This window comes from Streptomyces sp. BBFR51, from assembly GCF_044591655.1.
Lineage (GTDB): Bacteria > Actinomycetota > Actinomycetes > Streptomycetales > Streptomycetaceae > Streptomyces.
In genome coordinates, this window is the sequence record NZ_CP172448.1 from 7,286,787 (window position 1) to 7,312,563 (window position 25,777).

At 72.6% G+C, this 25,777-nt stretch carries 20 protein-coding genes and 1 tRNA gene; 6 read left to right on the plus strand and 15 right to left on the minus strand.

Annotated features, from left to right (window positions below):
- Positions 1–45: 45 nt before the first annotated feature.
- Positions 46–165: transfer RNA gene (locus ACGH7X_RS33060), tRNA-OTHER, on the minus strand.
- Positions 166–405: 240 nt separating this feature from the next.
- On the opposite strand from ACGH7X_RS33060, the gene ACGH7X_RS33065 reads away from it, so the two are divergent.
- Positions 406–2,460, plus strand: a complete 2,055-nt coding sequence (locus tag ACGH7X_RS33065; RefSeq protein WP_399892295.1) for a phosphocholine-specific phospholipase C — start codon at positions 406–408, stop codon at positions 2,458–2,460.
- 14 nt (positions 2,461–2,474) lie between these two features.
- On the opposite strand, the gene ACGH7X_RS33070 is transcribed toward ACGH7X_RS33065, so the two are convergent.
- Complete coding sequence (locus ACGH7X_RS33070) at positions 2,475–3,446, minus strand: hypothetical protein (RefSeq protein ID WP_399892298.1); 972 nt, start codon at positions 3,444–3,446, stop codon at positions 2,475–2,477.
- A complete protein-coding gene (locus ACGH7X_RS33075) occupies positions 3,443–4,249 on the minus strand; it encodes a phosphatase PAP2 family protein (RefSeq protein ID WP_399892301.1) in 807 nt (268 codons plus the stop codon). Before ACGH7X_RS33075 ends, ACGH7X_RS33070 begins: the two co-directional genes overlap by 4 nt.
- A gap of 209 nt (positions 4,250–4,458) precedes the next feature.
- Between ACGH7X_RS33075 and ACGH7X_RS33080 the strand changes: the two genes are divergently transcribed.
- Positions 4,459–5,073: a TetR/AcrR family transcriptional regulator C-terminal ligand-binding domain-containing protein gene (locus ACGH7X_RS33080; protein WP_399892303.1), complete on the plus strand. Its 615-nt coding sequence runs from the start codon at positions 4,459–4,461 to the stop codon at positions 5,071–5,073.
- A 217-nt stretch (positions 5,074–5,290) separates the two neighbouring features.
- Here ACGH7X_RS33080 and ACGH7X_RS33085 read toward each other — a convergent pair whose 3' ends face one another.
- Positions 5,291–6,349 carry a DUF2510 domain-containing protein gene (locus ACGH7X_RS33085; protein WP_399892306.1) on the minus strand — a complete coding sequence of 353 codons (1,059 nt, stop codon included), beginning with the start codon at positions 6,347–6,349 and terminating at the stop codon, positions 5,291–5,293.
- 264 nt (positions 6,350–6,613) lie between these two features.
- Here ACGH7X_RS33085 and ACGH7X_RS33090 point away from each other — a divergent pair, with 264 nt between their 5' ends.
- On the plus strand, positions 6,614–9,292 hold the full coding sequence (locus ACGH7X_RS33090; protein WP_399892309.1) for an ATP-binding protein: 2,679 nt from the start codon (positions 6,614–6,616) through the stop codon (positions 9,290–9,292).
- A 49-nt stretch (positions 9,293–9,341) separates the two neighbouring features.
- Here the strand turns inward: ACGH7X_RS33090 and pcaD are convergent, their stop codons facing one another.
- Genes pcaD through ACGH7X_RS33125 form a run of 7 tightly spaced genes read right to left on the minus strand, consistent with a single transcriptional unit; the run spans position 9,342 to position 15,817 of the window.
- Entirely contained in the window at positions 9,342–10,457 is a 1,116-nt protein-coding gene (gene pcaD / locus ACGH7X_RS33095; protein WP_399897508.1) for a 3-oxoadipate enol-lactonase, read from the minus strand.
- Between the two features lie 2 nt (positions 10,458–10,459).
- Positions 10,460–11,809 (minus strand): 3-carboxy-cis,cis-muconate cycloisomerase, encoded by a 1,350-nt coding sequence (gene pcaB / locus ACGH7X_RS33100; protein ID WP_399892312.1) that lies wholly within the window; start codon positions 11,807–11,809, stop codon positions 10,460–10,462.
- The gene (gene pcaG / locus ACGH7X_RS33105; RefSeq protein WP_399892314.1) at positions 11,806–12,411 is read right to left on the minus strand and encodes a protocatechuate 3,4-dioxygenase subunit alpha; all 606 of its coding nucleotides are present in this window, start codon (positions 12,409–12,411) and stop codon (positions 11,806–11,808) included. Before pcaG ends, pcaB begins: the two co-directional genes overlap by 4 nt.
- A 6-nt stretch (positions 12,412–12,417) precedes the next feature.
- Positions 12,418–13,191 carry a protocatechuate 3,4-dioxygenase subunit beta gene (gene pcaH, locus ACGH7X_RS33110; protein ID WP_399892317.1) on the minus strand — a complete coding sequence of 258 codons (774 nt, stop codon included), beginning with the start codon at positions 13,189–13,191 and terminating at the stop codon, positions 12,418–12,420.
- Between the two features lie 27 nt (positions 13,192–13,218).
- Positions 13,219–14,421 (minus strand): thiolase family protein, encoded by a 1,203-nt coding sequence (locus tag ACGH7X_RS33115; RefSeq protein WP_399892319.1) that lies wholly within the window; start codon positions 14,419–14,421, stop codon positions 13,219–13,221.
- Entirely contained in the window at positions 14,418–15,062 is a 645-nt protein-coding gene (locus ACGH7X_RS33120) for a CoA transferase subunit B (RefSeq protein ID WP_399892322.1), read from the minus strand. Before ACGH7X_RS33120 ends, ACGH7X_RS33115 begins: the two co-directional genes overlap by 4 nt.
- A complete protein-coding gene (locus tag ACGH7X_RS33125) occupies positions 15,062–15,817 on the minus strand; it encodes a CoA transferase subunit A (RefSeq protein ID WP_399892325.1) in 756 nt (251 codons plus the stop codon). Before ACGH7X_RS33125 ends, ACGH7X_RS33120 begins: the two co-directional genes overlap by 1 nt.
- A 208-nt stretch (positions 15,818–16,025) precedes the next feature.
- Here ACGH7X_RS33125 and ACGH7X_RS33130 point away from each other — a divergent pair, with 208 nt between their 5' ends.
- A complete protein-coding gene (locus ACGH7X_RS33130; protein ID WP_399892327.1) occupies positions 16,026–16,490 on the plus strand; it encodes a MarR family winged helix-turn-helix transcriptional regulator in 465 nt (154 codons plus the stop codon).
- Positions 16,491–16,505: 15 nt separating this feature from the next.
- Here the strand turns inward: ACGH7X_RS33130 and ACGH7X_RS33135 are convergent, their stop codons facing one another.
- Positions 16,506–17,477 carry a DUF3048 domain-containing protein gene (locus ACGH7X_RS33135; RefSeq protein WP_399892330.1) on the minus strand — a complete coding sequence of 324 codons (972 nt, stop codon included), beginning with the start codon at positions 17,475–17,477 and terminating at the stop codon, positions 16,506–16,508.
- Positions 17,478–17,688: 211 nt separating this feature from the next.
- Here ACGH7X_RS33135 and ACGH7X_RS33140 point away from each other — a divergent pair, with 211 nt between their 5' ends.
- Positions 17,689–18,879, plus strand: a complete 1,191-nt coding sequence (locus ACGH7X_RS33140; protein ID WP_399892333.1) for a zinc-dependent alcohol dehydrogenase — start codon at positions 17,689–17,691, stop codon at positions 18,877–18,879.
- Between the two features lie 13 nt (positions 18,880–18,892).
- Here ACGH7X_RS33140 and ACGH7X_RS33145 read toward each other — a convergent pair whose 3' ends face one another.
- Positions 18,893–19,960, minus strand: a complete 1,068-nt coding sequence (locus ACGH7X_RS33145; protein ID WP_399892336.1) for an ATP-dependent DNA ligase — start codon at positions 19,958–19,960, stop codon at positions 18,893–18,895.
- Positions 19,961–20,034: 74 nt separating this feature from the next.
- Here ACGH7X_RS33145 and ligD point away from each other — a divergent pair, with 74 nt between their 5' ends.
- Positions 20,035–21,060 carry a non-homologous end-joining DNA ligase gene (ligD, locus tag ACGH7X_RS33150; protein WP_399892339.1) on the plus strand — a complete coding sequence of 342 codons (1,026 nt, stop codon included), beginning with the start codon at positions 20,035–20,037 and terminating at the stop codon, positions 21,058–21,060.
- A 28-nt stretch (positions 21,061–21,088) separates the two neighbouring features.
- Here ligD and ACGH7X_RS33155 read toward each other — a convergent pair whose 3' ends face one another.
- Positions 21,089–23,278 (minus strand): OmpL47-type beta-barrel domain-containing protein, encoded by a 2,190-nt coding sequence (locus ACGH7X_RS33155; protein ID WP_399897511.1) that lies wholly within the window; start codon positions 23,276–23,278, stop codon positions 21,089–21,091.
- A 14-nt stretch (positions 23,279–23,292) separates the two neighbouring features.
- Entirely contained in the window at positions 23,293–25,770 is a 2,478-nt protein-coding gene (locus ACGH7X_RS33160) for a ThuA domain-containing protein (protein ID WP_399892342.1), read from the minus strand.
- Positions 25,771–25,777: the final 7 nt, after the last annotated feature.

A 25,777-nucleotide genomic window follows, 5' to 3' on the forward strand; every position in this document is an offset into this window, starting at 1 on the left:
AATCCCGGTGTCGAGGCGCAGGCCCTGCCAGGATGAGGGCGGCCGCGGAGCCGACGGGATTCGAACCCGCGGACAGGAGGGGCAGGGCCCGCCCGGTTCCCGTCGAGTCGACGTGAACGGGGCCTCGCCCACGTCGATCGCATTGGACCGCTCTGCCACGGCCCCGCAGCCTGCGGGTACCGCGCGGTCCCGCTCGGGTCAGCGTAGGCATGCGGGCCGGCCCGTGGCGAGGGCTTTTCCCTCCCGGCCGCCGCTTCCCGCGTACCGGCGACTTTCACTTCACGGCCACCGGGTCCTTCCTGGCCGTTGGGCGTTCCTGGAACACTCCATTCGCGCGTGCACCCACCGTTCCGGCACCACCCGTCCCCGGCCGGACTCCCCCCAACGCGAGAGGTCCCTCATCCCATGCCCGACGTGAACCGGCGCAGATTCCTCCAACTCGCGGGCGCCACCACGGCGTTCAGTTCGCTGTCCGCGAGCATCGAGCGAGCGGCCGCGCTCCCGGCGAATCACCGCTCGGGGACGATCGAGGACGTCGAGCACATCGTCGTCCTGATGCAGGAGAACCGTTCGTTCGACCACTACTTCGGCAGGCTGCGCGGTGTCCGCGGCTTCGGCGACCCGCATCCGGTGACGCTGGACAGCGGCAGGTCGGTGTGGCATCAGCCCAAGGGCGACGGCACTGAGGTGCTGCCCTTCCGGCCGGAGGCCGACGACCTCGGCATGCGGTTCCTGGAGGGGCTCCCGCACGGCTGGCCCGACGGACAGGACGCCTACCACGACGCCAAGTACGACCGGTGGCTGCCCGCCAAGGGCACCACCACCATGGCGTACCTGACCCGCGAGGACATCCCCTTCCACTACGCGCTCGCCGACACCTTCACCGTCTGTGACGCCTACCACTGCTCCTTCATCGGCTCCACCGACCCCAACCGCTACTACCTGTGGTCGGGTCACACGGGCAACGACGGCGAGGGCGGCGGCCCAGTTCTCGGCAACGACGAACTCGGCTACGACTGGACGACGTACCCCGAGCGGCTCCAGGAGGCCGGGATCTCCTGGAAGATCTACCAGGACATCGGCGACGGCCTGGACGCGGCCGGTCACTGGGGCTGGATCGACGACGCCTACCGCGGCAACTACGGCGACAACTCCCTGCTGTACTTCAACAAGTACCGCGACGCGAAGCCCGGCGACCCCCTGTACGACAAGGCCCGCACCGGCACCGACGCGAAGAGCGGCGAGGGCTACTTCGACCGGCTCCGCGCCGACGTCAAGGCGGGCCGGCTGCCGAAGGTCTCCTGGATAGCCGCCCCGGAGGCCTTCTCCGAGCACTCCAACTGGCCCTCGAACTACGGCGCCTGGTACATCTCCCAGGTCCTGGACGCCCTCACCTCCAACCCGGCGGTGTGGGCGAAGACCGCCCTGTTCGTCACGTACGACGAGAACGACGGCTTCTTCGACCACCTGGTGCCGCCGATGCCGCCGAAGTCCGCCGCCCAGGGCCGGTCCACCGTCGACGTCTCCCTGGACGTCTTCGCGGGCAGCGGCAGCCACCGCGAGGGCTTCTACGGGCTCGGCCCGCGCGTGCCCATGCTGGTCGTCTCACCCTGGAGCAAGGGCGGCTTCGTCTGCTCCGAGACCCTCGACCACACCTCGGTCATCCGGTTCATGGAGCGGCGCTTCGGCGTGCGCGAGCCGAACATCTCGCCCTGGCGGCGCGCCATCTGCGGCGACCTGACCTCGGCCTTCGACTTCTCGCGCAAGGACAGCCGCCCGGCCCGCCTGCCGGACACCGACGCCTACGAGCCGCCGGACCGCGAACGCCACCCGGACTACCGGCCCACCCCGCCCGCCGACCCGGACATGCCCCGCCAGGAACGCGGCCCGCGCCCCACCCGCCCGCTGCGGTACGCCCCGCACGTGGACGGCGCCGTGGACGCCGCGGCCGGGAAGTTCACGCTCACCTTCGCCTCCGGCGCCCGGGCCGGCGCCGCCTTCCTGATCACCTCCGGCAACGGCACCGACGGCCCCTGGACCTACACCACCGAGGCCGGCAAGGACATCGCGGACACCTGGAACTCGGCGTACTCCGGCGGCTCCTACGACCTGACGGTGCACGGACCCAACGGCTTCCTGCGCGTCTTCCGGGGCGCCGGCAAGACCGCGGGACCCGAGGTCACCGCCCGGCACAGCGGCGACGACGTCCGGCTGACCGTCACCAACACCGGCACCGGGACGGCCCGCCTCCGGGTCGAGAACGCCTACGGCGGCCGGAGCAGGACCTTCGCCGTGCGCCCCGGCACCACCGTGCGCCACACCGTCGACCTCTCGGGCAGCCGCCGCTGGTACGACGTGACGGTCACCTCCGAGTCCGACCCGGCGTTCCTGCGGCGCTTCGCCGGGCACGTGGAGAACGGCCGGCCGGGGGTGAGCGACCCGGCGATCGTCACGGACTGAGCCGAGCCCGGTGACTAGAGCCGCGTGAGGCGCCCAGGCCCCGGCCCGGGCTGCCGGGGCACCAGCACCGGTCCGACCCGCCTCGGCCCCTCGGACTCGGGTTCCGGCTCCGGCTGCGGGTCCGGCGCCGGGGCGGCGGTCACCGGTCCGGCGTGCCCGGGCGGCGGGCCCGGGGTCGCGCGGCTCAGCTGGAGCACTCCCCAGGCGGCCAGCGCCGCACCGGTCAGCGCGAGCAGCACGCCGCCCGCGCCGCCCCGCAGGCGCTCTCCGAGCAGGGACAGCCCGATCACCGCGGCGGCCACCGGATTGGCCAGGGTCACCACCGCCAGCGGGGCGCCGAGACCGCCCCGGTACGCCGTCTGCGCCAGCAGCAGTCCGCCCGCAGCGAAGGCGGCCACCAGCACGGCCACGCCGATCACCTGCGCGCTCAGCAGCGGGCCCGAGCGGTCGGTGACGGCGACCGTGACGGTCTGGGTGAGCGCCGAGGCGACCCCGGAGGCGATACCGGAAGCCGTCGCGTGCCGCAGCCCGGGCCGGGCGCCGGGCCGCGACAGCACGCCGATCAGCGCCGCCGTCGCGCCGGACACCGTCAGCGCCTCGGGCACGCTCAGCGTGTCGTCGGGCGCGGGCCCGGACGCGGTGAGCAGCAGCGCGCCCAGACCCAGCAGCGTCAGTCCGGTGCCCCGCCACTCGACCGCGCTCACCCGGCGGCCCGCCAGCCGCGCCCCCAGGGGCACCGCCGCGACCAGGGTGAGCGCACCGAGAGGCTGCACCACGGTGAGGGGACCGTACTTGAGCGCCACGACGTGCAGCAGTGCGGCCGAAGCGTTCAGCGCGACCGTCCACCACCAGGCGCCCGAGGCCAGCAGCCGCAGCGCGCCGGCGCCGGAGGTGCGTGCGGCCAGCCGCTCCTGGGCGACGGCCGCGGCGGCGTAGGCGCAGGCCGAGACGAGGGACAGCAGGACGGCGACGAGAGCGGCGTTCATCGGCCCGCTCCGACCAGCCCGTGCTGCTCCGCGGGCGTCCGGTGCCGCGGCTCCGGCCGGCGGCGGGGCACGGCGCACCGCGGCCGGTGCGGCAGGCGGAGCACGGCGAGCGCGAGGCCGAGCAGCGCCGCGGCCACGATCACGTCGAGCCAGTAGTGGTTCGCGGTGCCCACGATGACCAGCAGCGTCACCAGCGGATGCAGCAGCCACAGCCACCGCAGGCGCGAGCGCGTCGCGACGATCAGACCGATCGCCAGCATCAGGGCCCAGCCGAAGTGCAGCGAGGGCATCGCCGCGAACTGGTTAGACAACTGGTCGGTGCGCGGCGGGCCGTACACCGAGGGACCGAACAGCCGGGCCGTGTCGATCAGACCGGTGGCGCCCAGCATGCGCGGCGGGGCGAGCGGAAAGAGGAGGTGCAGCACCAGCGCGGCGCCGGTCACCGCGGCCAGGACCCGGCGGGCCCAGACGTAGTGCGCGGGCCGGCGCAGGTAGAGCCAGACCAGGAAGGCCAGGGTGGCCGGGAAATGGATGGTGGCGTAGTAGGTGTTCGCCACGTGTATGAGCGTGTCGCCGTGCAGGAGCAGGGACTGCACCGTGCCCTCGTCGGGCAGCCGGAGCGCGCGTTCCCAGTCCCAGACGTGGTGGGCGTTGCGGAAGGCCTCGGCGGTGTGGCCGGTCGCCAGCTGGCGGCCGAACTTGTACACGAGGAAGAGCCCGGCCACGAGCAGGAGCTCACGGACGAGAGGTGGGCGCGCGGGCGCGTCCGGCCCCGCTGGTGCAGGCTCGCTGCGGGCGTTCATCCCCCGGCCCCTTCGCTGACGGTGGTGCGTGCGGCTCATCGGGTACGGGGGCGCGGGTGACGGTTCTCATCGATACGACCTCGTTCCGGTACGCCAGTGTACCGATACGATGGCGTTCCGGTACACTGGCGTATCGATAGACATAGGACACACTGGAGTGCGGGGCCGCGGTACGGCCCCCGGAGCCATCAGCGGAAGGAGCGGGGACGATGACGTCGCAGGCCGCGGACCGACCCGAACCGGTCGGCGCCTCACGCCGCTCCAAGATCACGCCCGAGCGTGAGCAGGAGTTCTTCGACGCCGTGCTCGACCAGCTCCGCTCCTGCGGCTACGACGCCGTCACCATGGAGGGCATCGCCGCCAGCACCCGGTGCAGCAAGTCCACGCTCTACCGGCAGTGGCGGACCAAGCCCCAGTTCGTGGCCGCCGCACTGCGCTCCAACCGCCGGGTGCGCTTCGCCGACATCGACAGCGGGTCGCTCGCCGAGGACCTGCGCCGGGCGGCCCGGGCCGCGGGCCAGGGGGCGGGCAAGGACACCGGGCTGCTCCAGGCCCTCGGCCACGCGGTCATGGAGGACCCGGAGCTGAAGGGCGCGCTGCGCGAGGCGCTCGTCGAGCCGGAGATCGCCGCGCTCAGGCAGATCCTCGCGCGCGGTGTGGCACGGGGAGAGGTCCCCGCCGGCCATCCGGCGCTGGAGTACGTGCCCGCGCAGCTCTTCGGCATGCTGCGGATGCGGCCCGTCCTCGAGGGCGAGCAGGCCGACGCGGAGTACCTCGTCCGGTTCGTGGAGGCCGTCGTGCTGCCGGCGCTCGGCCTTCCCTGAGACTCAGGTCGCCGTCCACGGGATGACTGGACGGTGACCTGCCCGCGCCGCACCGTGGGGACGGGGGCGGCGCGCAACCCCGGCCGGGCGGGGCACCCTTTGAGCGGAAGGGCGCCCCGCCCGGCCGACAGTTTTCCGGCCGCCGCGGCGACCTGCGCCGGGCCGGGCGGCTGACCGTCAGCCGGCCAGCCGGCCAGAGGGGCGAAGAGGCGGAGGGTCAGACGTCCTGTCCGTTGCCGCCGCCGGAGCCGTCCACCTCGATGCCCTTGGTGATCTCGTCGATCACCGTCTGCTTCTCCCCGACGTCGACGCCGAAGCGGACGACGACGATGCGCTCGGGCTCGGCGGGCGAGGGGAAGGCGAGCGACTCGACATAGCCGTCGGAGCCCTTCGCGGTGACCGCCTTCCAGCGGACCAGGTAGCCCTTCTGCCCGGCGACCGTGACCGCCTTGGCGGCCAGCTCCTCGTGCGAGGTGATCTCGCCGTAGGACTCGCCGCCGTAGGACTCCTCGGCGTTCGCTTCGATGTCGGCCTTCGCGACCTCCTCGGCGGTGCCGCCCTTGGTGCCCAGCACCACCGCCGGAGCCGAGTAGGCGCCGCCCTTGGTGCAGGTCGCGGAGGTGTCGCCGGGACACTTGTAGCTGTCGTCCGACGTGACCGACGCACCCACCTGCAACTCCTGTCCCGACCAGCCGTCGGGGATGGGCAGGCTGATCCCGCTGACCGGGTCCGTCACCGACCCGCTGTCGATCGTGGGCGGCTCCGACCCCTCCGGGGAGTCCGGCGCCGGCGACCGGCCGTCCTCGCCGCCGCCGTTGCCGCCGCCCGAGCCGCCGAAGGGGTCCTCCTGGCCGCCGGGACCGCGCCGGTCCTGCTGCGAACTTCCCGCGCTGTCGCTGCCCGAGCCGTCGTCGGCGAGCACGTACACGCCGACCCCGATGCCGGCCAGCACCGCCACGGCCGCCGCGACGGCTATGCCGGTACGCAGCCGGCGCCGCCGCGCGGACGGCGGCTGGACGGGAACGCCCGGATATCCCGGGTGCACGGGATACGTCCCTGCCGCGTCGTCCTGCGTCGGGGGTTGCACCGGGAACTGGTCCGGGGACTGGGCCGGGGGTTGCACCGGCGGCTGCGCGGGAGGAGCCCACGCGGCGGCCGGCCCCGCGGTGCGGACCTGGTCGGTCCACGCCTCGCCGTCCCACCAGCGCTCGGTGGCGGGACCGTCATTCTTCTGTCCGGGGTCCGGGTACCACCCGGGAGGAGTCGCCTGCGTCATGGGCCCACCGTATGAGGCGTCGGTGAAAGCCGGATGAGAGGCCCGGTCGTACACCCCGCTGCGGCCGGGCAGCCGCCCGTTCCGCGCGAGAGGTTGACGGCCACGGGCCCAGGCCGCCGCTGATGACGAGCCCGGCGCGTCGTTCGCGCTTTACCGCATGTCACCCGTCACGGCAACTGGCCCGCGGAGCGCGCACCACTCGCGCGGTCGGAGGGCTAGGCTCAGGCTCTGTACGTCATTCGGGCGACTCGGGGAGGCAGCGGGATGACGGAGGTACGGCGGGCGGGCGCCGGTTCGGCCTCCCTCTGGGAGCGCGACGAGGAAGTCGCCACCATCACGCGCGCGGTCGACGTCCTGTGCGCGGACCGCTCGTCCCCCGGCACCCTGCTGGAGGCCCGCGGCGAGGCCGGGGTCGGCAAGACCGCGCTGCTCGCCGAGACCCGCCGCATCGCCGAGGCGCGGGGCTGCACCGTCTGGTCGGCACGCGGCGGCGAGACCCTCAGGTCCGTCCCCTTCAACGTGGTACGCCAACTGCTCCAGCCCGCACTGGTGTCCATGCTCCCGGAGGAGGCCCGCGAGTACCTGGGCGACTGGTACGACATCGCGGGACCCGCCCTCGGCATCGTGGACCCCGGCGAGCGGCAGGCCGACCCGCAGGGGGTGTGCGACGGCCTGGTCGCCGCCGTACGCCGGCTCGCCCGCCGCGAGTGGCCGCTGGTGCTGCTGATCGACGACGCCCACTGGGGCGACCAGGAGACCCTGCGCTGGCTCGCCGCGCTCGCCGAACGGCTCGACGAGACCTCCGTCCTGGTCGTGATCGCCCGCCGCCCCGGCGACGTCAGCGGTGACAGTGCCCGTCACCTGGACGCGGCCGCCGCCGTGGGCCGGCCCCTCGCCCCGCTGAACGCGCTCACCCCCGGGGCGACGGCCGGACTCACCCGCGCCACCCTGGGCGGCCACGCCGACGCCGCGTTCTGCCGCGAGGTGTGGGCCGTCACCGGCGGCAACCCCTACGAGACCGTCGAACTCCTCGCCAAGGTCCAGGACAGCGAACTGCAACCCATCGAGGCGGAAGCCGCCGAACTGCGCGCCCTGAACCGCTCCGCCCGCGGCGGCGGTCTCGTCGCTCGCCTGGAGCAACTCGGCGTCGACTCCACCCGGTTCGCCTGGGCGGCGGCCATCCTCGGCGGCGGCATCACCGTCGACATGGTGGCCGCGCTCGCCACCCTCGACCGCGCCGACGCCGCCCGCTGCGCAGAACTGCTGTGCAACGCCCGGATCCTCTCCGTACCCGACTCCGCCGCGGGACAGCCGCGCACGGGCGAGCTGGAGTTCGTGCACCCGCTGATCGCCACCGCCGTCTACAACTCCATCCCCGACGCGCTGCGCACGGCGATGCACGGCATAGCGGCCCAGCTGGTCACCGACTCCGGACTCGGCGCCGCGGCCGCCTCCCGCCATCTGCTCCAGGTCTATCCCGACGACGACCAGGAGGTCGTGGAGCAGCTGCGCGACGCCGCCCGCGAGCACCTCGCCGTCGGAGCCCCCGACGCCGCCCGCCTCTGCCTCGAACGCGCGCTGCGGGAACCGCCGTTGCCCGACACCCACGCACGCGTGCTGTTCGAACTGGGCTGCGCCACCCTGCTCACCGCGCCCGCCACGACCATCGGCCACCTGCGCACCGCGCTCGCCATGCCCGGCCTGAACGGCGAGCAGCGCGTCGACGCCGTCTTCCGGCTCTCCCAGGCCCTGCTCCACAACGACCAGCTGGAGGAGGCCGTCCGCACCGTCGAGGCGGAGGCGGCGCGCAACCCGGACCCGTCCGCGCGGCTGCGGCTCCAGGCCGCCCAGTACATGTGGGAGGGCATCCACGCCGGCGAGACGTCCTCGCCCCGCCGCTCCGCGCGCCTCGCCGAACTCGCCGCCACCTGCACCGGCCGCGACAACGCCGAACGCGCCCTGCTCATCCTGCGCGGGTTCGACGCCATGACCCACGGCGAGAGCGCCGAAGAGGTCGTCGAGCTGTGCGACCGCGCTCTCGTCAACGGCCGCCTCGCACCCGGGCTCGGCTGGACGGACACCGAGTGGGGCCTGGAACTGCCGATGATGCTGGCCAGTTCCTACGCCTACGCCGACCGGCTCGACCGCGCCGAGGCACTGTTCACCGAGGCCCTGCGCGCCTACGAGAGCGCCGGCTGGAGCGGCGGGCACCTCTCCCTCGCGCACGCCTACGTCGGCCTCGGCCACCGCAGGAGGGGCCGCCTGAGGGAGGCCGAGCAGTCCCTGCGCGAGTCACTGCGCATCGCCGAACGCGTCGGCCGCGGGCTGCCGCTGTACTGGTCGGCGACCTGCAACCTGATCGACACCCTGCTCGCCCGCGGCCACGTCGAGGAGGCCCGGACCCTCGCCGACCAATACGGCTTCGCCCCGCCGTACCCGTCGACGATCGTGCTGCCCGACCCCCGCTCGGTGCGCGGGCGGCTGCTGCTCGCCACCGGCCGCACCAAGGAGGGCGTCAACGAGCTTGAGGCGGCCGAGAAGGCGGCGGCCGCCCGCGGCCGGCACAACCCGGTGGTGGTGCCCTGGGCGACCGAACTGGCCCGTGCGCTGGCCACCGAGGACCCCGGCCGCGCCGCCCGGCTGGCCACCGACGCCCGCCGCCAGGCCGAGCGCTTCGGCACGGACACCGCGATAGGAGAGGCCCTGCGCTGCGCCGCCGCGCTGGAGACCGGCCAGCGCGCGGTCCGGCTCGCCGCCCAGGCCGTCGCCTATCTGGAGGCCTCGCCCTGTCAGTACGAGCACGCCGCCGCACGCGTGGAGTACGGCATCGCGTCCCGTTCGGCGGCCGAGCTGAACCGTGGGCTCGCACTGGCCGACTCGTGCGGCGCCGACGGCCTGGCCACCCGCGCCCGCGAGGCCCTGGCGGTAACACACCCGGCCTGAGACCCGGCCCCGGCCCGGATGCGGCCGGGGCGAGGTTCCCGGCGCCGTGTCACTGCGCGGCGCCGTCCTCCTCGGCCAGCACCCGCTGGGCCGTCGTGAAGGCGGAGTTGGCCGCCGGTACCCCGCAGTACACGGCCGTCTGGAGCAGTACCGCCCCGATCTCGTCCGCCGTCAGCCCGTTGCGCCGGGCGGCCCGCACGTGCATGGCCAGCTCCTCGTAGTGGCCGTGCGCGACGAGGGCCGTCAGCGTGACCATGCTGCGCTCGCGGCGCGAGAGCGTCTCGTCGGTCCAGATCTCGCCCCACGCGTAGCGCGAGATGAAGTCCTGGAAGCGGGCGGTGAACGGGGTCTGCCGCCCTTGCGCCCGGTCCACGTGCGCGTCGCCCAGCACCTCGCGCCGCACCGCCATGCCCCGTTTGGCGCCCCCGGCGAAGTGCGCCCGCAGCGCGGTCAGCACCGCCTCGGGGCGTTCGGCCGGCGCCAGGTGCGACGCACCCGGGATCTCGGTCAGCGAAGCGCCCGGCACCGCGTCGGCCAGCTCCCGCAGATGCGCGGGAGGGGTGGCCGGGTCCTCCCGGCCGGCGACCAGCAGCGTCGGCGCGGAGATCCGGCCGAGCCGGTCCCGCAGGTCGAACGCGGCCAGCGCGTCGCAACAGGCGGCGTACGCGCCGGGATCGGCGTCCCGGTGGTCCCGGACCAGCCGCGGCACGGTGAACCCCGGGGTGAACCACCGCTCGTCCGCCGTCGCGGCGAGCCCCGCCAGCCCCTCGGTCCGTACCAGCGCGGCCCGCTCCTCCCACGGCCTCGCGCCGTTGAAGTGCGCCGACGAGCAGATGACCGCCAGGGACGACACGCGCTCCGGATGGTGCACGGCCAGATGCAGGCCCACCGCGCCGCCCAGCGACACCCCGGCGTAGGCGAACCGCTCCACCCCGAGCGAGTCGGCGAGCGCGAGCACCAGGCCGGCCAGGTCGCCGACGGTGGCGCCGGGTCCGATGAGATCCGCCGCCGAACCACCGTGCCCCGGCAGGTTCCAGCGGATCACCCGGTGCCCGACGGACAGCTCGGGCGCCACCTGGTCCCACAGGGCGTACGAGGTGCCCAGCGACGGCCCGAGCAGCAGCGGGGGAGCGGAGGAGGGGCCTTCGGTGAGGTGGTCGAGCATGGTCAACGTCGCTCCAGGGCACGGTCGGTCAGGGCTCCCGCGGAGCCGGTGCAACGGACGGGATCGGTGAGTGCGGCAACGTCGACGTCCCGCAATTCCGGTACCTCGGCCAGCAGTTCGCCCAGGCTCCGGTCCTCGGCGTACGTACGCGCCGCCAGCTCGGTCAGCAGCGCCTTGGCGCGGGCTCGCCCGAGCACCGGCGCCAGTTCGGCGGAGAGCCGCTCGGACACGATCAGCCCGTGCGTGAGACCGAGGTGCGCGCGCATCGCCTCCGGGCGCACCCGCAGCCCCTCGGTCAGTTCGGCGGCGTCACGCGCCGCCGTCCCGGTCAGGCGCAACAGGTCCCGCAGCGGCTCCCACTCGGCGTGCCAGGCCCCGGCCGGCCGCTCGTCCTCGGCGACCAGCGAGCCGTACAGCGTGGCCGCGAGCTGCGGCGCGCGCCGGGCGGCGGCCGCGATCAGCGTGGACCGTACGGGATTGGCCTTGTGCGGCATCGCCGACGAACCGCCGCCGCTGCCCTCGGCGACCTCGCCGATCTCGGTGCGCGACAGCGTCAGCACGTCCGCGGCGATCTTCCCGAGCGCCCCGGCGGTGAAGGCGAGCGCGCCCGCCAGGTCGGCGACCGGAGTGCGCAGGGTGTGCCAGGGCAACACGGGTGCCCGTAGCCCGAGTTCACCGGCGTACGCCGTCGGCAGCGCGGTCGGGTCCGGCGCCCCGTACGCCGCGAAGGCCGCCAAGGTGCCCGCCGCACCGCCGAGTTGCGCGGGCAGCGCGTCGCGTACCGCGGTGATCCGGTCTCGCGCGTCGAGCACCAGTGAGCGCCAGCCGGCCGCCTTCAGCCCGAAGGTCGTCGGCACGGCGTGCTGGGTGAGTGTCCGGCCGGGCATCGCCGTGTCCCGGTGCTCGGCGGCCAGCCCGGCCAGCGCCCGTTCCGTACGGGTGAGATCGGGCAGCAGCAGGTCCAGGGCACGGGCGGCGACCAGCATCGTCGCCGAGTCCATGATGTCCTGGCTGGTCGCCCCCCGGTGCACGTACGGCCCATAGGGCTCGCCGACCGCCTTCGTCAGGTCGGCGACCAGCGGGATGACCGGATTCCCGCCGCCACGGGCGCGCTCGGCCAGGGAGTGCGCGTCGAACCCGGCGGGGTCGGCGGCCCCGGCCACCGCCTCGGCCGCCTCCGCGGGGGCGAGGCCCAGTGCGGCCTGGGCGCGGGTGAGCGCCACCTCCGCATCGAGCAGGGCCCGCAGATACGCGCGGTCACCGGTCGCCGACGCGACCGGCGAGCCCGCCCACCCGGGGGCGAGCAGGCTCGTGTCGGCGTTGGCGTCGGCGGGGTCGGCAGGTGATGTCACTGGAACTCCAGGAAGACCGTCTCGCCCTCGCCCTGAAGGCGGATGTCGAAACGGTACGTCCCGTGGCCCTCGTCCGCCGCGACCAGCGTGTCGCGGCGCTCCGCCGGCACCCGGGCCAGCAGCGGATCGGCGCCGAGCACCGCCTCGTCGCCCGGCAGGTAGATGCGGGTGTAGAGGTGCACGAGCAGCCCGCGCGCGAACACGCACACGCTCACGTACGGCGCGCTCCGCCCGCGCGCCCCTGGCCGCAGCGTGCGCGCGTACCAGTGGCCGTCCGCGTCGGTCTGGATGCGTCCGAAGCCGGTGAACTCCACGCCGTTGCGGCCGAGGAAGCCGCCGGAGGCGGGGTCGCGCCGCATCGAGCCGTCGGCCGTCGGCACCCTGCCCTCGGTGTCCGGGCCCCACAGTTCCACGAGGGCGTCCGGCAGCGGGTTGCCCTCGCCGTCGTACACGTACCCGTGCACGGTGACCGTGTCCGGATGCCCGGCCGGCGCGATGTCCTCACCGCCGCGGAACGGCAGCGCGTACCCGTAGAACGGGCCGACCGTGTGCGACGGCGTGGGCAGCACCTGCTCCGGGCGACTGGTGTCGATCTTCGTCATGGCGGATCAGCGTCCTTCTTCGATCCAGGTGGCGTTCGGGCCGTCGAGCACGATGTCCCAGTGGTAACCGAGCGAGAACTCCGGCACGGACAGGCTGTGGTCGTACGTCGCGATCAGCCGCTGCCGGGCGGCGTCGTCCGTCACCGACTGGAGGATCGGGTCGTACGGGAACAGCGGGTCGCTCGGGAAGTACATCTGCGTCACCAGCCGTTGCGTGAACGCCGAGCCGAACACGGAGAAGTGGATGTGGGCCGGGCGCCAGGCGTTGACGTGGTTGCGCCACGGGTAGGGGCCGGGCTGGACGGTGGTGAAGCGGTAGAAGCCGTCGTCGTCGCAGAGGGTGCGGCCCACGCCGGTGAAGTTCGGGTCCAGCGGCGCGTCGTGCTGCTCGCGCTGGTGCGCGTACCGCCCGGCCGAGTTGGCCTGCCAGATCTCCACGAGCTGCCCGCGCACCGGCTTCCCGTTCCGGTCGAGGAGTCGGCCTGAGACGGTGATGCGCTCGCCGACCGGCTCCCCGTTGTGCTGCCGGGTCAGGTCGTTGTCGATCCCGGTGATGTCCCGCTCGCCGAAGGCGGGGGAGGACAGCTCCACCAGCTCCGGGTCCTTGGTGACGTCGATGGCGATCGGCGGCTGCTTCGGGTGGCGCAGCACCGAGGAGCGGTACGGCGCGTAGTCGCGGCGCGGGTGGTGCTCGACGGGCGCGCCGTCGGCGACCCGCTTCTCGTAGGCGGCGTGCTCGGCCGCGATCTCCGCGTCGATGTCGTGCTGGGTGAGAGTCATGACGGTTCCCGTGATTCCCGTGGGTGGCTAGCGGTCGAGGACCAGGGCGAGGCCCTGGCCGACGCCGATGCAGAGGGTGGCGATGCCGGTGCCGCCGCCCCTGCGGGCGAGCTGGTGGGCGACGGTGCCGGCGAGGCGGGCACCGGAGGCGCCGAGAGGGTGGCCGAGGGCGATGGCCCCGCCCTGCGGGTTGAGGATCGCGGGGTCGAACTCGGGCCACTCGGCGACGCAGCCCAGCACCTGGGCGGCGAAGGCCTCGTTGAGTTCGAGGACGTCGAGGTCGGCGAAGGTGCGGCCGGCCCTGGTGAGCGCGCGGTTGACGGCCTCGACGGGGGCGAGGCCGAAGTACTGGGGGTCGGTCGCCGAGACGCCGGTGGCGGAGATCCGGGCGAGCGGCTCGCGGCCGGTGGCCCTCAGGCCCTCCTCGTCGACCAGGAGCAGCGCGGCCGCGCCGTCGTTGAGCGGGGAGGCGTTCCCGGCGGTCACGGTGCCGTCGTTCTTGCGGAAGGACGGCCTGAGCTTCGCCATCGCCTCCAAGGAGGTGTCCGGGCGTACGCACTCGTCGGCGGCGAAGTCCACCGGATCGCCCTTGCGCCGCGGCACCGGGACGGGGGCGAGTTCCGCGTCGAACAGGCCGTCCGCCTGCGCCCGCGCCGCCTTCCGGTGCGAGGCGAGGGCGAACTCGTCCTGCCGCTCGCGCGTGATCCCGTGCTTGTCGGCGATCAGTTCGGCCGATTCGCCGAGGGGGATGGTCCACTGCGGGTCCATCCTCGGGTTGACCATGCGCCAGCCCAGAGTGGTGGAGTACAGCTCGGTGTGTCCGGCCGGGAAGGGCCGCTCCGATTTGGGCAGTACGTAAGGCGCTCGGGTCATCGACTCGACCCCGCCCGCCAGCGCGATCGACGCGTCGCCGACGGCGATGGCGCGGGCGGCCTGGATCACCGCTTCGAGGCCGGACGCGCACAGCCGGTTCACCGTGACGCCGGGGACGCTGGTGGGCAGGCCCGCGAGCAGGGCGGCCATGCGGGCGACGTTGCGGTTCTCCTCGCCCGCGCCGTTGGCGTTGCCGAAGTAGACGTCCTCGATCCGGGCGGGGTCCAGATCCGGGGTGCGGGCGAGGAGTTCGCGGATCGCGTGCGCGGCCAGGTCGTCGGGGCGCACGCCCGCCAGGGAGCCGTTGTACTTGCCGAACGGGGTGCGGACCGCGTCGACGACGTAGACGTCCTTCACTTCGGCTCCTCTCCGACGACGAGCTTCGCGTCGGTCTTCGCGACGACCTCGTCGACGCTCACGCCCGGTGCCCTCTCCACCAGGACCAGGCCGTCGCCGGTGACGTCGAGGACGCCGAGGTCGGTGATGATCCGGTTCACACACGCCTTGCCGGTCAGCGGCAGCGCGCACTCCTCGAGGATCTTGGGGGAGCCGTCCTTGGCGGTGTGGGTCATGACCACGATGACGGTGCGGGCGCCGTGGACGAGGTCCATCGCGCCGCCGATCCCGGTGATCATCTTGCCGGGTATGGCCCAGTTGGCGAGGTCGCCGCCCGCCGACACCTGCATGGCACCCAGGACGGCGACGTCGATGTGCCCGCCCCGGATCATGCCGAAGGACAGCGCCGAGTCGAAGAAGGAGGCGCCCGGCAGGACGGTGACGGTCTCCTTGCCGGCGTTGATCAGGTCGGGGTCCACCTCCGCGTCGGTGGGGTACCTGCCGGTGCCCAGGATGCCGTTCTCCGACTCCAGGGTCACCTCCACGCCCTCGGGGAGGTAGTTGGGGATCAGCGTGGGCAGGCCGATGCCGAGGTTGACGTACTGGCCGTCCTCGAGCTCCAGCGCCGCCCGCGCGGCCATCTGTTCACGTGTCCACGCCATCAGGAACTCACCGTCCGCCGCTCGATCTTCTTGTCGGCGGCCTGCTCCGGGGTGAGCGCCACCACCCGCTGGACGAAGATCCCCGGCAGATGCACCGCGTCCGGGTCGATCTCGCCCGGCTCGACCAGCTCCTCCACCTCGGCGATCGTCACCCGTCCGGCCGTCGCGGCCAGCGGGTTGAAGTTCCGGGACGACTTCGCGAAGACCAGGTTCCCGTGCCGGTCGCCCTTCGCCGCGCGGACCAGCGCGAAGTCCGTGCGGATACCGCGCTCCAGCACGTACTGGGTCCCGTCGAACTCGCGGACCTCCTTGGGCGGCGAGGCCAGCGCGACCCCGCCGGACCCGTCGTAGCGCCAGGGCAGCCCGCCGTCGGCGACCTGGGTGCCGACCCCGGCGGGGGTGTAGAAGGCGGGGATGCCCGCGCCGCCGGCCCGCAGCCGCTCGGCCAGGGTGCCCTGCGGGATCATCTCCACCTCCAGCTCCCCGCCCAGGTACTGCCGGGCGAACTCCTTGTTCGCGCCGATGTAGGACCCGGTCACGCGGGCGATGCGGCCGGCGGCCAGCAGGACGGCAAGCCCCGACTCCATCGCCCCGCAGTTGTTGGAGACCACCGAAAGACCGCCGGTCCCGCACTCGTACAGCGCCTGGATCAGCACGTTCGGCACGCCGCTCAGTCCGAAACCGCCCACCGCGAGCGAGGCGCCGTCGGGCACGTCGGCCACCGCCTCCCCGGCCGTGGCCACCACCTTGTCCATCCGAGAAGCCCCATCTCTTCCGCGCGCCCCGGGGACAGATAGTCAGGGCACTGAGTATTTTAGCGAGGTTTCCCACACGCTGCCACCGGACGGCCGGGGCGTCAAGACCCACAAAGTACGAGGTAGATCGTCTGAGGCGATCCGGGATGTCGGGACCCGGTGCCGTGTATCGTCAGTGCACCTACGAAAGTGACCACGGGGAGTGCACATGGCAGCGGTCGATCTGGCCACCCACCCCGGCCACCTGGCCCGGCGGCTGCAGCAGGCGCACTACCTGCTGTGGAACACGATGGTCTCCGAGGAGACCACCTCGCCGCAGTACGCCGTCCTCAACGCTCTCGTCGCCGAGCCGGGGCTCGATCAGCGCACCGTGGGGGAGCGGGTGGGCCTGGACCGGTCCACCATCGCCGAGGTGGTCAGCCGGCTCGGCCGCCGCGCCCTGCTCGACAAGGTCCGCGACCCGCAGGACGGCCGCCGGTCCCTGCTCCGGGCGACCGACGAGGGCCTGCGCGTCCACCGCAGGCTGGGCGTGCGCATCGCCCGGATGAACCAGGTGTTCCTGGCCCCGCTCGCCGCCGACGAGCAGGCGGTGTTCATCGACCTCATCCGCCGGGTCGCGGACGCCGCGGAGGGGCTCCGCAACCCGGCCGAGCCGACGGCGGCACCGGGCTGACCGGGGACTTCCCCGTCAGGAGCCCCCGGCGAAGACCACCCACACCTGGCCCTCGGCGAAGTTCAGCGGCTCGCCGTCCTCGGTGGTGAAGGTCGTGCCGGCCTCGGCCGCCCCCCGCTTCCAGGTCGCCTCGTACGCGCGCCCGTCGCGCAGCACCTCCGCCTGCCCGGAGCCCACCGACTCGACATAGGGCGAGTTGCTGCCTCGGAAGTCGCGGAAGTCGGACTCGCGCACCGTCACGTGCTGCACGACGACCGTGGCCGGCGCCAGCCGCCCGCCGTCGGCCGTGCGGGCCGGGGCGCCGTCCATGGAGACCAGCCACCGGTCCCGGCTGTCGGACCAGCTGAAGGTGAAGCTCGCCGCCGGATAGCGCACTGTGCGCGAGGACTCCGACCGGCCGCCCGCGGGGGCCTTGCCGTAGGTGAACCCGTTACTGAGGGCCGCCGCCCCCGAGGGTTCCTGGAGCAGCTTGCGGGGGTGCAGGTAGAGGTTGTGCGGGGCCTGCCGGTCCCCGGCGCGGACATACGCTTCGGAGTCCTCGCCGGGCGGCTCCGCGCGCAGGGGAGCCTTGTCGATGAGCGGCAGCAGCTTGCTCTGCGCGCCGGAGAACGCCAGCACCGGCCGGTCGAACTGGCCGAGCAGCTCCAGGTCGGACTCCCGGGCGCTGCGCACCGGTCCCACGGACTCGGGCAGCTCGGTGGCGTAGATCGCCATCAGTCGGCTCAGCCCGGCCTCCACCGGCTCGGTGTAGACGACGTCCGCGTCCTCCAGACCCGTCTGCGGGCGGGCCGCGCGTACGTTGTCGACCTTCACGGCGAGCACCGGTCCCGAGGCGGGGGCGGCCGTGCTGTGCGACCGCTCCGGTTTCGGCGCCCGCCCGTCGTCCTTCGTGCCGGGCCCCGCCGTGCAGCCCGCCGCGGCCAGCGAGACCGCCACCGCCGCCGTCAGCAGCGCGGCACTCCGCCCGCTGTGTGTCCCTCTTCGCATTCCGAGCATCCGTCCACCCATCCCGTGTCATTGATTGTGCGCTTCTTGAAGCATTTAGTGCCATACCTGACTGAATCCGATACGGCACACGGAACGGAGCAGATAATCCGCTGTTCGGCCGAAACGACCGCCGGGTTCGGCGACGAGGCCGCAGGGGTACCCGGCCGCCACGCAGCACCGAAGCGCACGGCGACCAAGGGAGCGCGGGGCGATGAAGGCAGTGACATGGCAGGGCAAGCGGGACGTGCGGGTCGAGGACGTGCCGGACCCGAGGATCAAGGAGCCGACCGACGCGGTCATCCGCGTCACGTCCTCGGGGCTGTGCGGCTCGGACCTGCACCTCTACGAGGTACTCACGCCGTTCATGACACCGGGCGACATCCTCGGCCACGAGCCGATGGGCATCGTGGAGGAGGTCGGCCCGGAGGTGACCAACCTGAAGCCCGGCGACCGGGTCGTGGTGCCGTTCCAGATCGCGTGCGGCCACTGCTACATGTGCGGCAACGGCCTGCCGACCCAGTGCGAGACCACCCAGGTCACCGGCGAGGGCATGGGCGCCCCGCTGTTCGGCTACACCCGCCTGTACGGCGCGGTGCCCGGCGGTCAGGCCGAGTACCTGCGCGTGCCGCAGGCGCAGTACGGCCCGATCAAGGTGCCCGAGGGCCCGGCCGACGACCGCTTCGTCTACCTCTCCGACGTCCTGCCCACCGCCTGGCAGGCGGTCGCCTACGCCGACGTCCCGCAGGGCGGCAGCATCGCCGTGCTCGGTCTCGGCCCGATCGGTGACATGGCCTGCCGGATCGCCCGGCTCAAGGGGATCGACAAGGTGTTCGGCGTGGACCTCGTGCCGGAGCGGCTGGAGCGGGCCCGCGCACGGGGCGTGGAGACGTACGACCTGCGGGCCTTCGACAACGAGAAGGAACTCGTCGCCGCGATCCAGGACCGGACCGACGGCCGCGGCCCCGACGCCGTGATCGACGCGGTCGGCACCGAGGCGCACGGCGGCGCCGTCGCCAAGCTGGTGCAGCAGGCCGCCGCGGTGATGCCCCGGGCCATCGGCGGACCCCTCGCGGAGCGGTTCAGCATCGACCGGCTCGCCGCGCTCTACACCGCCATCGACCTGGTGCGCCGCGGCGGCACCATCTCCCTCTCCGGCGTGTACGGCGGCATGGCCGACCCGATGCCCATGCTCACCCTGTTCGACAAGCAGATCCAGCTGCGGATGGGCCAGGCCAACGTGCGCCGCTGGAGCGACGACATCGTCCCGTACCTGACCGACGGCGACCCCCTCGGCGTCGACGGCTTCGCCACCCACCGGGTGCCGCTGACGGACGCGCCGCACGCGTACGAGATGTTCCAGAAGAAGCAGGACGGCGCCGTCAAGGTGCTGATGACGCCGTAAGGCCCCGGGCGGCTCACGGCCCGCCGAGAATCTCCGCCAGGTCGTAGCGGACCGGCTCCTCCAACTGCGCGTAGGTGCAGCTCTCCGGTGTCCGGTCCGGGCGCCACCGGCGGAAGCGGGCCGTGTGCCGGAAGCGCGCCCCGTTCTCCATGTGGTCGTACGCCACCTCGACGACCCGCTCGGGACGCAGCGGCACCCAGGACAGGTCCTTCTTGCCGGACCACCGGCTGGGAGCGCCCGGCAGCCGGGCCGACTCGTGCGCCGCCTCCTCGGCCCACGCCGCCCAGGGATGGCCCCGGGCGTCGTCCATGCGCAGCGGCTCCAGCTCCTCCACCAGCTCGGCGCGGCGCTTCATGGTGAAGGCGGCACTCACCCCCACGTGCTGGAGGACGCCCCGGTCGTCGTACAGGCCGAGCAGCAGCGAGCCGACCACGGGACCGCTCTTGTGGAGGCGGTATCCGGCGACGACCACGTCCGCCGTGCGCTCGTGCTTGATCTTGTACATGGCCCGCTCGTCCTGCCGGTAGCGCAGGTCGAGCGGCTTGGCGACGACGCCGTCGAGCCCCGCCCCCTCGTACTGCTCGAACCACTGCCGGGCCACCTCGATGTCGTCCGTCGCCGGCGCCACGTGCACCGGCGGCGTGACCCCGGCCAGCGCCCGCACGAGCAGCGCCCGCCGGTCGGCCAGCCCCACGTCGAGCAGGGACTCCTCGCCCAGGGCCAGCAGGTCGAAGGCCACCAGCGAGGCCGGTGTCCGCTCCGCCAGCGTCCGCACCCGGGAGTCCGCGGGATGGATCCGCTCGGTGAGCGCGTCGAAGTCCAGATGCCCCTCCCGCGCGATCACGATCTCCCCGTCCACCACGCACCGCTTCGGCAACCGCTCCCGCACCGCCGTCACCAGCTCCGGGAAATACCTGGTCAGCGGCTTGCCCGTACGGCTGCCCAGCTCCACCTCGTCGCCGTCGCGGAACACGATCGCCCGGAAACCGTCCCACTTCGCCTCGTAGTGCATGCCCGGCGGAATCTTCACCACGGACTTGGCGAGCATCGGCTTCACGGGCGGCATCACAGGCAGATCCATGGTCCGATTCTGCGCGCCATCCATTCCGCCTGCCTGATATGCGCGGCGAAGGCGCTGCGCCTACCGTGGCTCGCATGGCGGAAGCGGTGGAACTGGAGGCGGGCGGCCGGACCGTGCGGCTGTCCAGCCCGGGGAAGGTCTTCTTCCCGGAGCGCGGCTACACCAAGCTCGACGTGGCCCGGTACTACCAGGCCGTCGCCCCCGGCATCCTGCGTGCCCTGCGCAACCGGCCCACCACACTCCAGCGCTACCCGGACGGCGTCGCCGGCGAGTGGTTCTACCAGAAGCGCGCGCCCAAGAGCATGCCCGACTGGATCCCGACCGCGCACATCACCTTCCCCAGCGGACGCAGCGCCGACGAGATGTGTCCCACCGAGGAGGCCGCGGTCCTGTGGGCCGCCCAGTACGGCACCCTCACCTTCCACCCCTGGCCGGTGCGGAGCGACGACGTCGACCACCCCGACGAACTGCGCATCGACCTCGACCCGCAGCCCGGCACCGACTACGACGACGCCGCCCGCGCCGCCCACGAACTGCGGGCGGTGCTGGAGGAGTTCGGCGGGCTGCGCGGCTGGCCCAAGACCTCCGGCGGGCGCGGCATCCACGTCTTCGTGCCGATCGAACCGCGCTGGACCTTCACCCAGGTGCGGCGCGCCGCCATCGCCGTCGGCCGCGAGATGGAACGGCGGATGCCCGGGCGGGTCACCATCAAGTGGTGGAAGGAGGAGCGCGGCGAGCGCATCTTCATCGACTACAACCAGACCGCCCGCGACCGCACCATCGCCTCCGCCTACTCCGTGCGCCCCCGCCCGAACGCCCCGGTCTCCGCGCCCCTGACCTGGGACGAGGTGGGCCTCGCGCACCCGCAGGACTTCGACATCACGACCATGCCCGCGCGCTTCGCCGAACTCGGCGACGTGCACGCGGGCATGGACGAACGGTCCTACTCCCTCGACGCCCTGCTGGAACTGGCGACGAAGGACGAGCACGACCACGGGCTCGGTGATCTGCCGTACCCGCCCGAGTATCCGAAGATGCCGGGCGAGCCGAGCCGGGTACAGCCCAGCCGGGCCAGGAAGCAGGCTCCCGGCCCGGACTGAGCCACACCGCCAGGTGTTCCTACGGCTCCTACAACTCCTTGATGCGGACGTCCCGGTACGAGATCACGTCCGAGGTGCTGTGCACCTGGAGCCCGACGTAGCCGGAGGCGAACCGCCGCCCGTCCGTGCCCGGGTCGTCCGAGCGCTCGGGGTAGAAGGTCTGGCCGCCGAAGTTGTCGAACTCGTTGATCAGCACGCCGTTGCGGAAGACCGAGTAGTGCTGGTCCTCCACCCGGATCTCGTAGTCGTTCCAGGTGCCCTTCTCCGTCACACCCGCACCGGCCAGGCCGACCCGGTCGAAGCCGTACACGGAGCCGGACTTGTACATGTCGCCGGTCGGGCTGTCGAACGCCTGGATCTCGTGCCCGTACTTGATGGCGACCCACTCCGGACGCGACTCCTCCGGGTGGTCGTGCACCTGCGGGAAGCGCACGAAGACGCCGCCGTTGGTGTTCGTGGTGCCCGCCGCGTCGTCACGCCACTGGAGCTTCAGCGAGAAGTCGCCGTACTTGCGCTCCGGGAACCACAGCATGCCCATGCCGGGCGTGCTGGTGCTGGAGGTGATCGACCCGTCCGCGTTCAGCCCGAACGAACCGCCGCCCACCTGCTCCCACTTGGCGAAGGACTCCTGGCTGCCGTCGAGGATCGTGCGGTAGCCCTCGGTCTGGCCGGGCTTGCCGATCTTCGACTGACGGGCGGCCTTGTTGATCGCCCGGTACTCCCGACGGTCGACGACGCCCTCGTCCAGGAGGCCGTCCATGACCTCACGGACGTGCTTGAGGAAGAGCGCCTGGGACGTCCACTCCTTCTCGTCCTCGATCATCTCGTTGATCCGGCACCGGTTGTCGGTGACCCGGTTCGGCACACCCGTGTCCACCGTGCCGACGATCACCGTCTGGCGCTCGTCGTACTCCGGGCAGGGCGGCGCGGGCACCCCGCCCGCCACCACCGAGAAGCTCACGGTCAGCGACTCGGAGGTGTTGCCCGCCTTGTCGCTCGCCCGGTACGCCACGGTGTGCCGGCCCACGCGGTCCACGACCACCGGGTCGGAGTACGCGAGGTAGGGCCCGGCGTCGAGCGAGTACTCCACGCCGGCCACACCGGAGCCGCCCTCGTCCGTGGCGTTCACGGTCACCTTGGCGCTGCCGACGTAGGCGCCGTCGGAGTTCTTGGTGCCGTCCACGGTCGCGCCGGTCACCGGCGGGGTGGTGTCCTGCGGGGGAGCGGCGACGACGGTGAAGGCGACGCTCTTCTCCGCCGCGACGTTGCCCGCCTTGTCGGTGGCCCGGTAGCGCACGGTGTGCTCGCCGACCTCGTGCACCATGACCGGCGCCGTGTACGCCGTCCAGGCGCCGTCGCCGACCGCGTACTCGATGGTGTTGACGCCGGAACCGGTGTCGGAGGCGGTGACGGTCACCGTCGCCATGTCGATGTAGGCCCCGTCGGGATTCTTCTCACCGCTGACCGTCGCCGAGGTCTCCGGCGCGGTCGTGTCGTCGGTGTCCGGTGCGGCCACGGCGAACGTGACGTTCTTCTCCTCGGCGGCGTTGCCCGCCTTGTCGAACGCCCGGTAGCGCACCGTGTGTTCACCGACCTGGTCCACGACGACCGGCGTGGTGTACGGCTGCCAGGCGCCGTCCGCGCCGATCGCGTACTCGATCCGCTCGACGCCGGAGCCGCCCTCGTCGGTGGCGGCGAGCGTCACGGTCGCGCTGCCGACGTAGGCGCCGTCGGCGTTCTGCGTGCCGCCCACCTCGGCCGAGGTCGCGGGCGCGGTGGTGTCCTCGCCACCGCCGCCCTCGGTCACCACGAGCACGCCCGTCATCTGGCCGTGGCCCGGGATCGTGCAGTGGTACATGTACTTGCCGGGGGTCAGGGTGACCTCGGCGGTGTGCTTGCCGCCCTCGGCGTCGTTCGGGTTGGCCAGGATGTTCAGCTGGACGTCCTGGTTGTACGCGGGATCGCTGGTCATGAACGTCAGCGTGTGCGGCATGCCGGTGGTGTTGCCGGTGGCCTCACTGTTCTCGAAGACGATCGTGGCCGGACCGGCCACCGCCGTCTCGGGCGCCGACGTGTACTTGGTGATGTCGTCGCCCGCCGTCCAGGTCAGCACCTGGTCGGCGGCGGCCGCGGTGGGTGCCGCCGCGGGCTGCCCGGAGGCGGAGGTCGCCTGCAGACCGAGCATCATCAGCAGGCCGGCCAGCAGCGCGGCCCACATTCTTCGTTGGCGTATCACTCGGTCCCCCTCGCCAGCTGTCCGGCGGCCGGCGTCGGCCCACCGCCCTCGTAAGTGACCCGCCACAGGGCCGACTTGGAGTCCGAGGTGAAGAAGCCGCGGCCGTAGTCGAGGACGTACAGCGCGCCGTCCGGGCCGAACTTCCAGCCCATCAGGTTCTTGATGCCGTCGTTGCCGATCGGCACGATCTTCTTCAGGGACTCCGAGTGCACCGGCAGACCGCCGTCGCCCTGCGTCTTCGGGTCCATCAGCACCGCGTTGCGGGGCTGGTCGGCGTCGTAGAAGTCACCGACGAACCACTTGCCGTCCCAGTACGCGGGCCACTTGGTCTCGCTGGTGCTGTCGGCGTCGTAGCGGTAGACCGGGCCGTTCATCGCGGCCTGGCCGCCGCCCTTGAGCCAGGGGAGCCGGTAGGTGGCCTCGTCCTCCTCGTACGACGGGATGCCGTTCTCGTCGCGCGGGTAGTCGGGTCCGCCGCCCTGCGGCGAGTACCAGATGTTGTTGCCGGTCACCGGCGGCAGGTTGACCAGGCCGTCGTTGTTCGGCGACTCGTTCTTCGGGTGGTCGCAGTCGTACCAGCCCAGCGGCTTGGACGGGTCCGGCAGGTTCCGGTCCCGGTAGGGCTGCTTGTTGCCCATGCAGTAGGGCCAGCCCCGGTTGCTCGCCTTGGTGATCGTGGCGAACGTGTCGTACTTGGCCGGGCCCCACGTCGGCGACGGAGCACCGGCGTCCGGGCCGACCCAGCCCGCGTAGAGGGTGTCGGTCTTCTTGTCGACGGAGATGCGCGCCGGGTTGCGCACGCCCATCACGTAGATCTCGCCGCGCGTCTTGCCACCGCCCTCGGCGGTCTCCTCGCCGGTGAAGAGATTGCCCTCGGGGAGCGTGTACGTCCCGTCCGGCTCCGGGTGGATGCGCAGGATCTTGCCGTTGAGGTTGTTGGTGTTGCCGGCGGTGCGGCGCGCGTCGGCGAAGGACACGCCCTTGAAGTTGGGCTCCGGGTTGTTGCCCGAGTAACCGTCGCTGAAGCCACTGGAGTTGTTGTCACCGGTGGCGATGTACAGGTTGCCCTTGGAGTCCCAGGCCAGTCCGCCGCCCGCGTGGCAGCAGCTGTGGATCTGCACCGGCCACTTCAGCAGCACCTTCTCGCTGCCGAGGTCCAGCTTGTTGGTCGCCAGGTCGAGCGTGAAACGGGAGACGCGGCGCTCGGCCATGTGGGTGTCTCGGTTGATCTGGGAGTGCGGCGTGTAGTGCAGGTACACCCACCCGTTCTCCTCGAACTTCGGGTCCAGCTCGATGCCGAGCAGGCCCTCCTCGACCTTGACCAGCTCGTCGCCGCCGCCCTTGTTGCCGAAGACGGTCAGTTCACCGGCGAGCGTGACCTTCTTGGTCTTCGGGTCCCAGACGTGGATCTCGCCGGTGCCCTTGCCGACGTTCGGGTCGTTCCAGTCGGTCACCACGGGCTGGGACGAGTCCGCGCCGCCGCGTCCGATGTAGAAGACGCGGCCGTCGGGGGCGGTGACCAGGCCGTGCGGTTCGCCGATCTGGTCGTTCTGGCCGGGCTGGTTGGGCTGGGTGAGCCGCTCGGCCTTGTAGTTGCCGTTGATGGTCGCCTTGCAGTCGGCCTGCGACAGCCGGGTCGTCCACAGCAGGGCGCCGCGCAGATGGGTGCGGAAGTCGGTCTCGTCGTACGACGACACCGTGCCGCCCATGCCGGTGTAGAAGGACCGGCCGCCGTCGTAGTCACGGCACCAGCTGACCGGGTGGTCCGGCCCGTTGGCGCTCGCCCCGGGCGCGTACGTCGACTCGCGCACCCGGGCCACGGTGTGGACGTCTCCGGACGGGTTCTTCTGCCAGTTCAGCCACTCGTCGGGCCGCTTCCACTCCAGCGGCAGGTCCTTGGTGGCCGGATGACGCCGGTCGCCGACCTCCACGGTGGCGCGCTGGACCTTCGTCGGACTCGAGGAGGCCGGGCGGGCGCCGACCAGACCGGTGAACCAGTCCGAGTAGGGCTCCGCGCGGGCCGCGTCGTGGACGCCGAGGAACCCGCCGCCGGCCTCCATGTACGCCTCGAGACCCGCCTCCTGGGCGGGCGTCAGGACGTCACCGCCGCCGGTCAGGAACACGATCGCGTTGAAGCGGCCGAGCTTCTTGTCGTTGGTGAAGACGTTGGCGTTGTCGGTGGCCTCGACCTTGAAGCGCTCCCCGGCCGGGCCGGACAGCCCGATCCGTTCGATGGCCGCGATCCCGGCGTTGACGACCGGTGACTCGTCCCCGGCCGCGGCGGAACCGTAGTAGATCAGCACACGTACGTTGGAGCCGCCCGGTGGCGACTTGATCGACATCGTTGTCAGGGATGGGTCCGGCGCCGGACGTGCACTGGCGGCAGGGCCGGCCAGCAGTCCCGCGGCGACGAAAGCGGCGGTGGCACACGCCGCCCAGCCTCTTCTTCTCGCGCTCAACCCTCTTAAGGGCATGGGCACC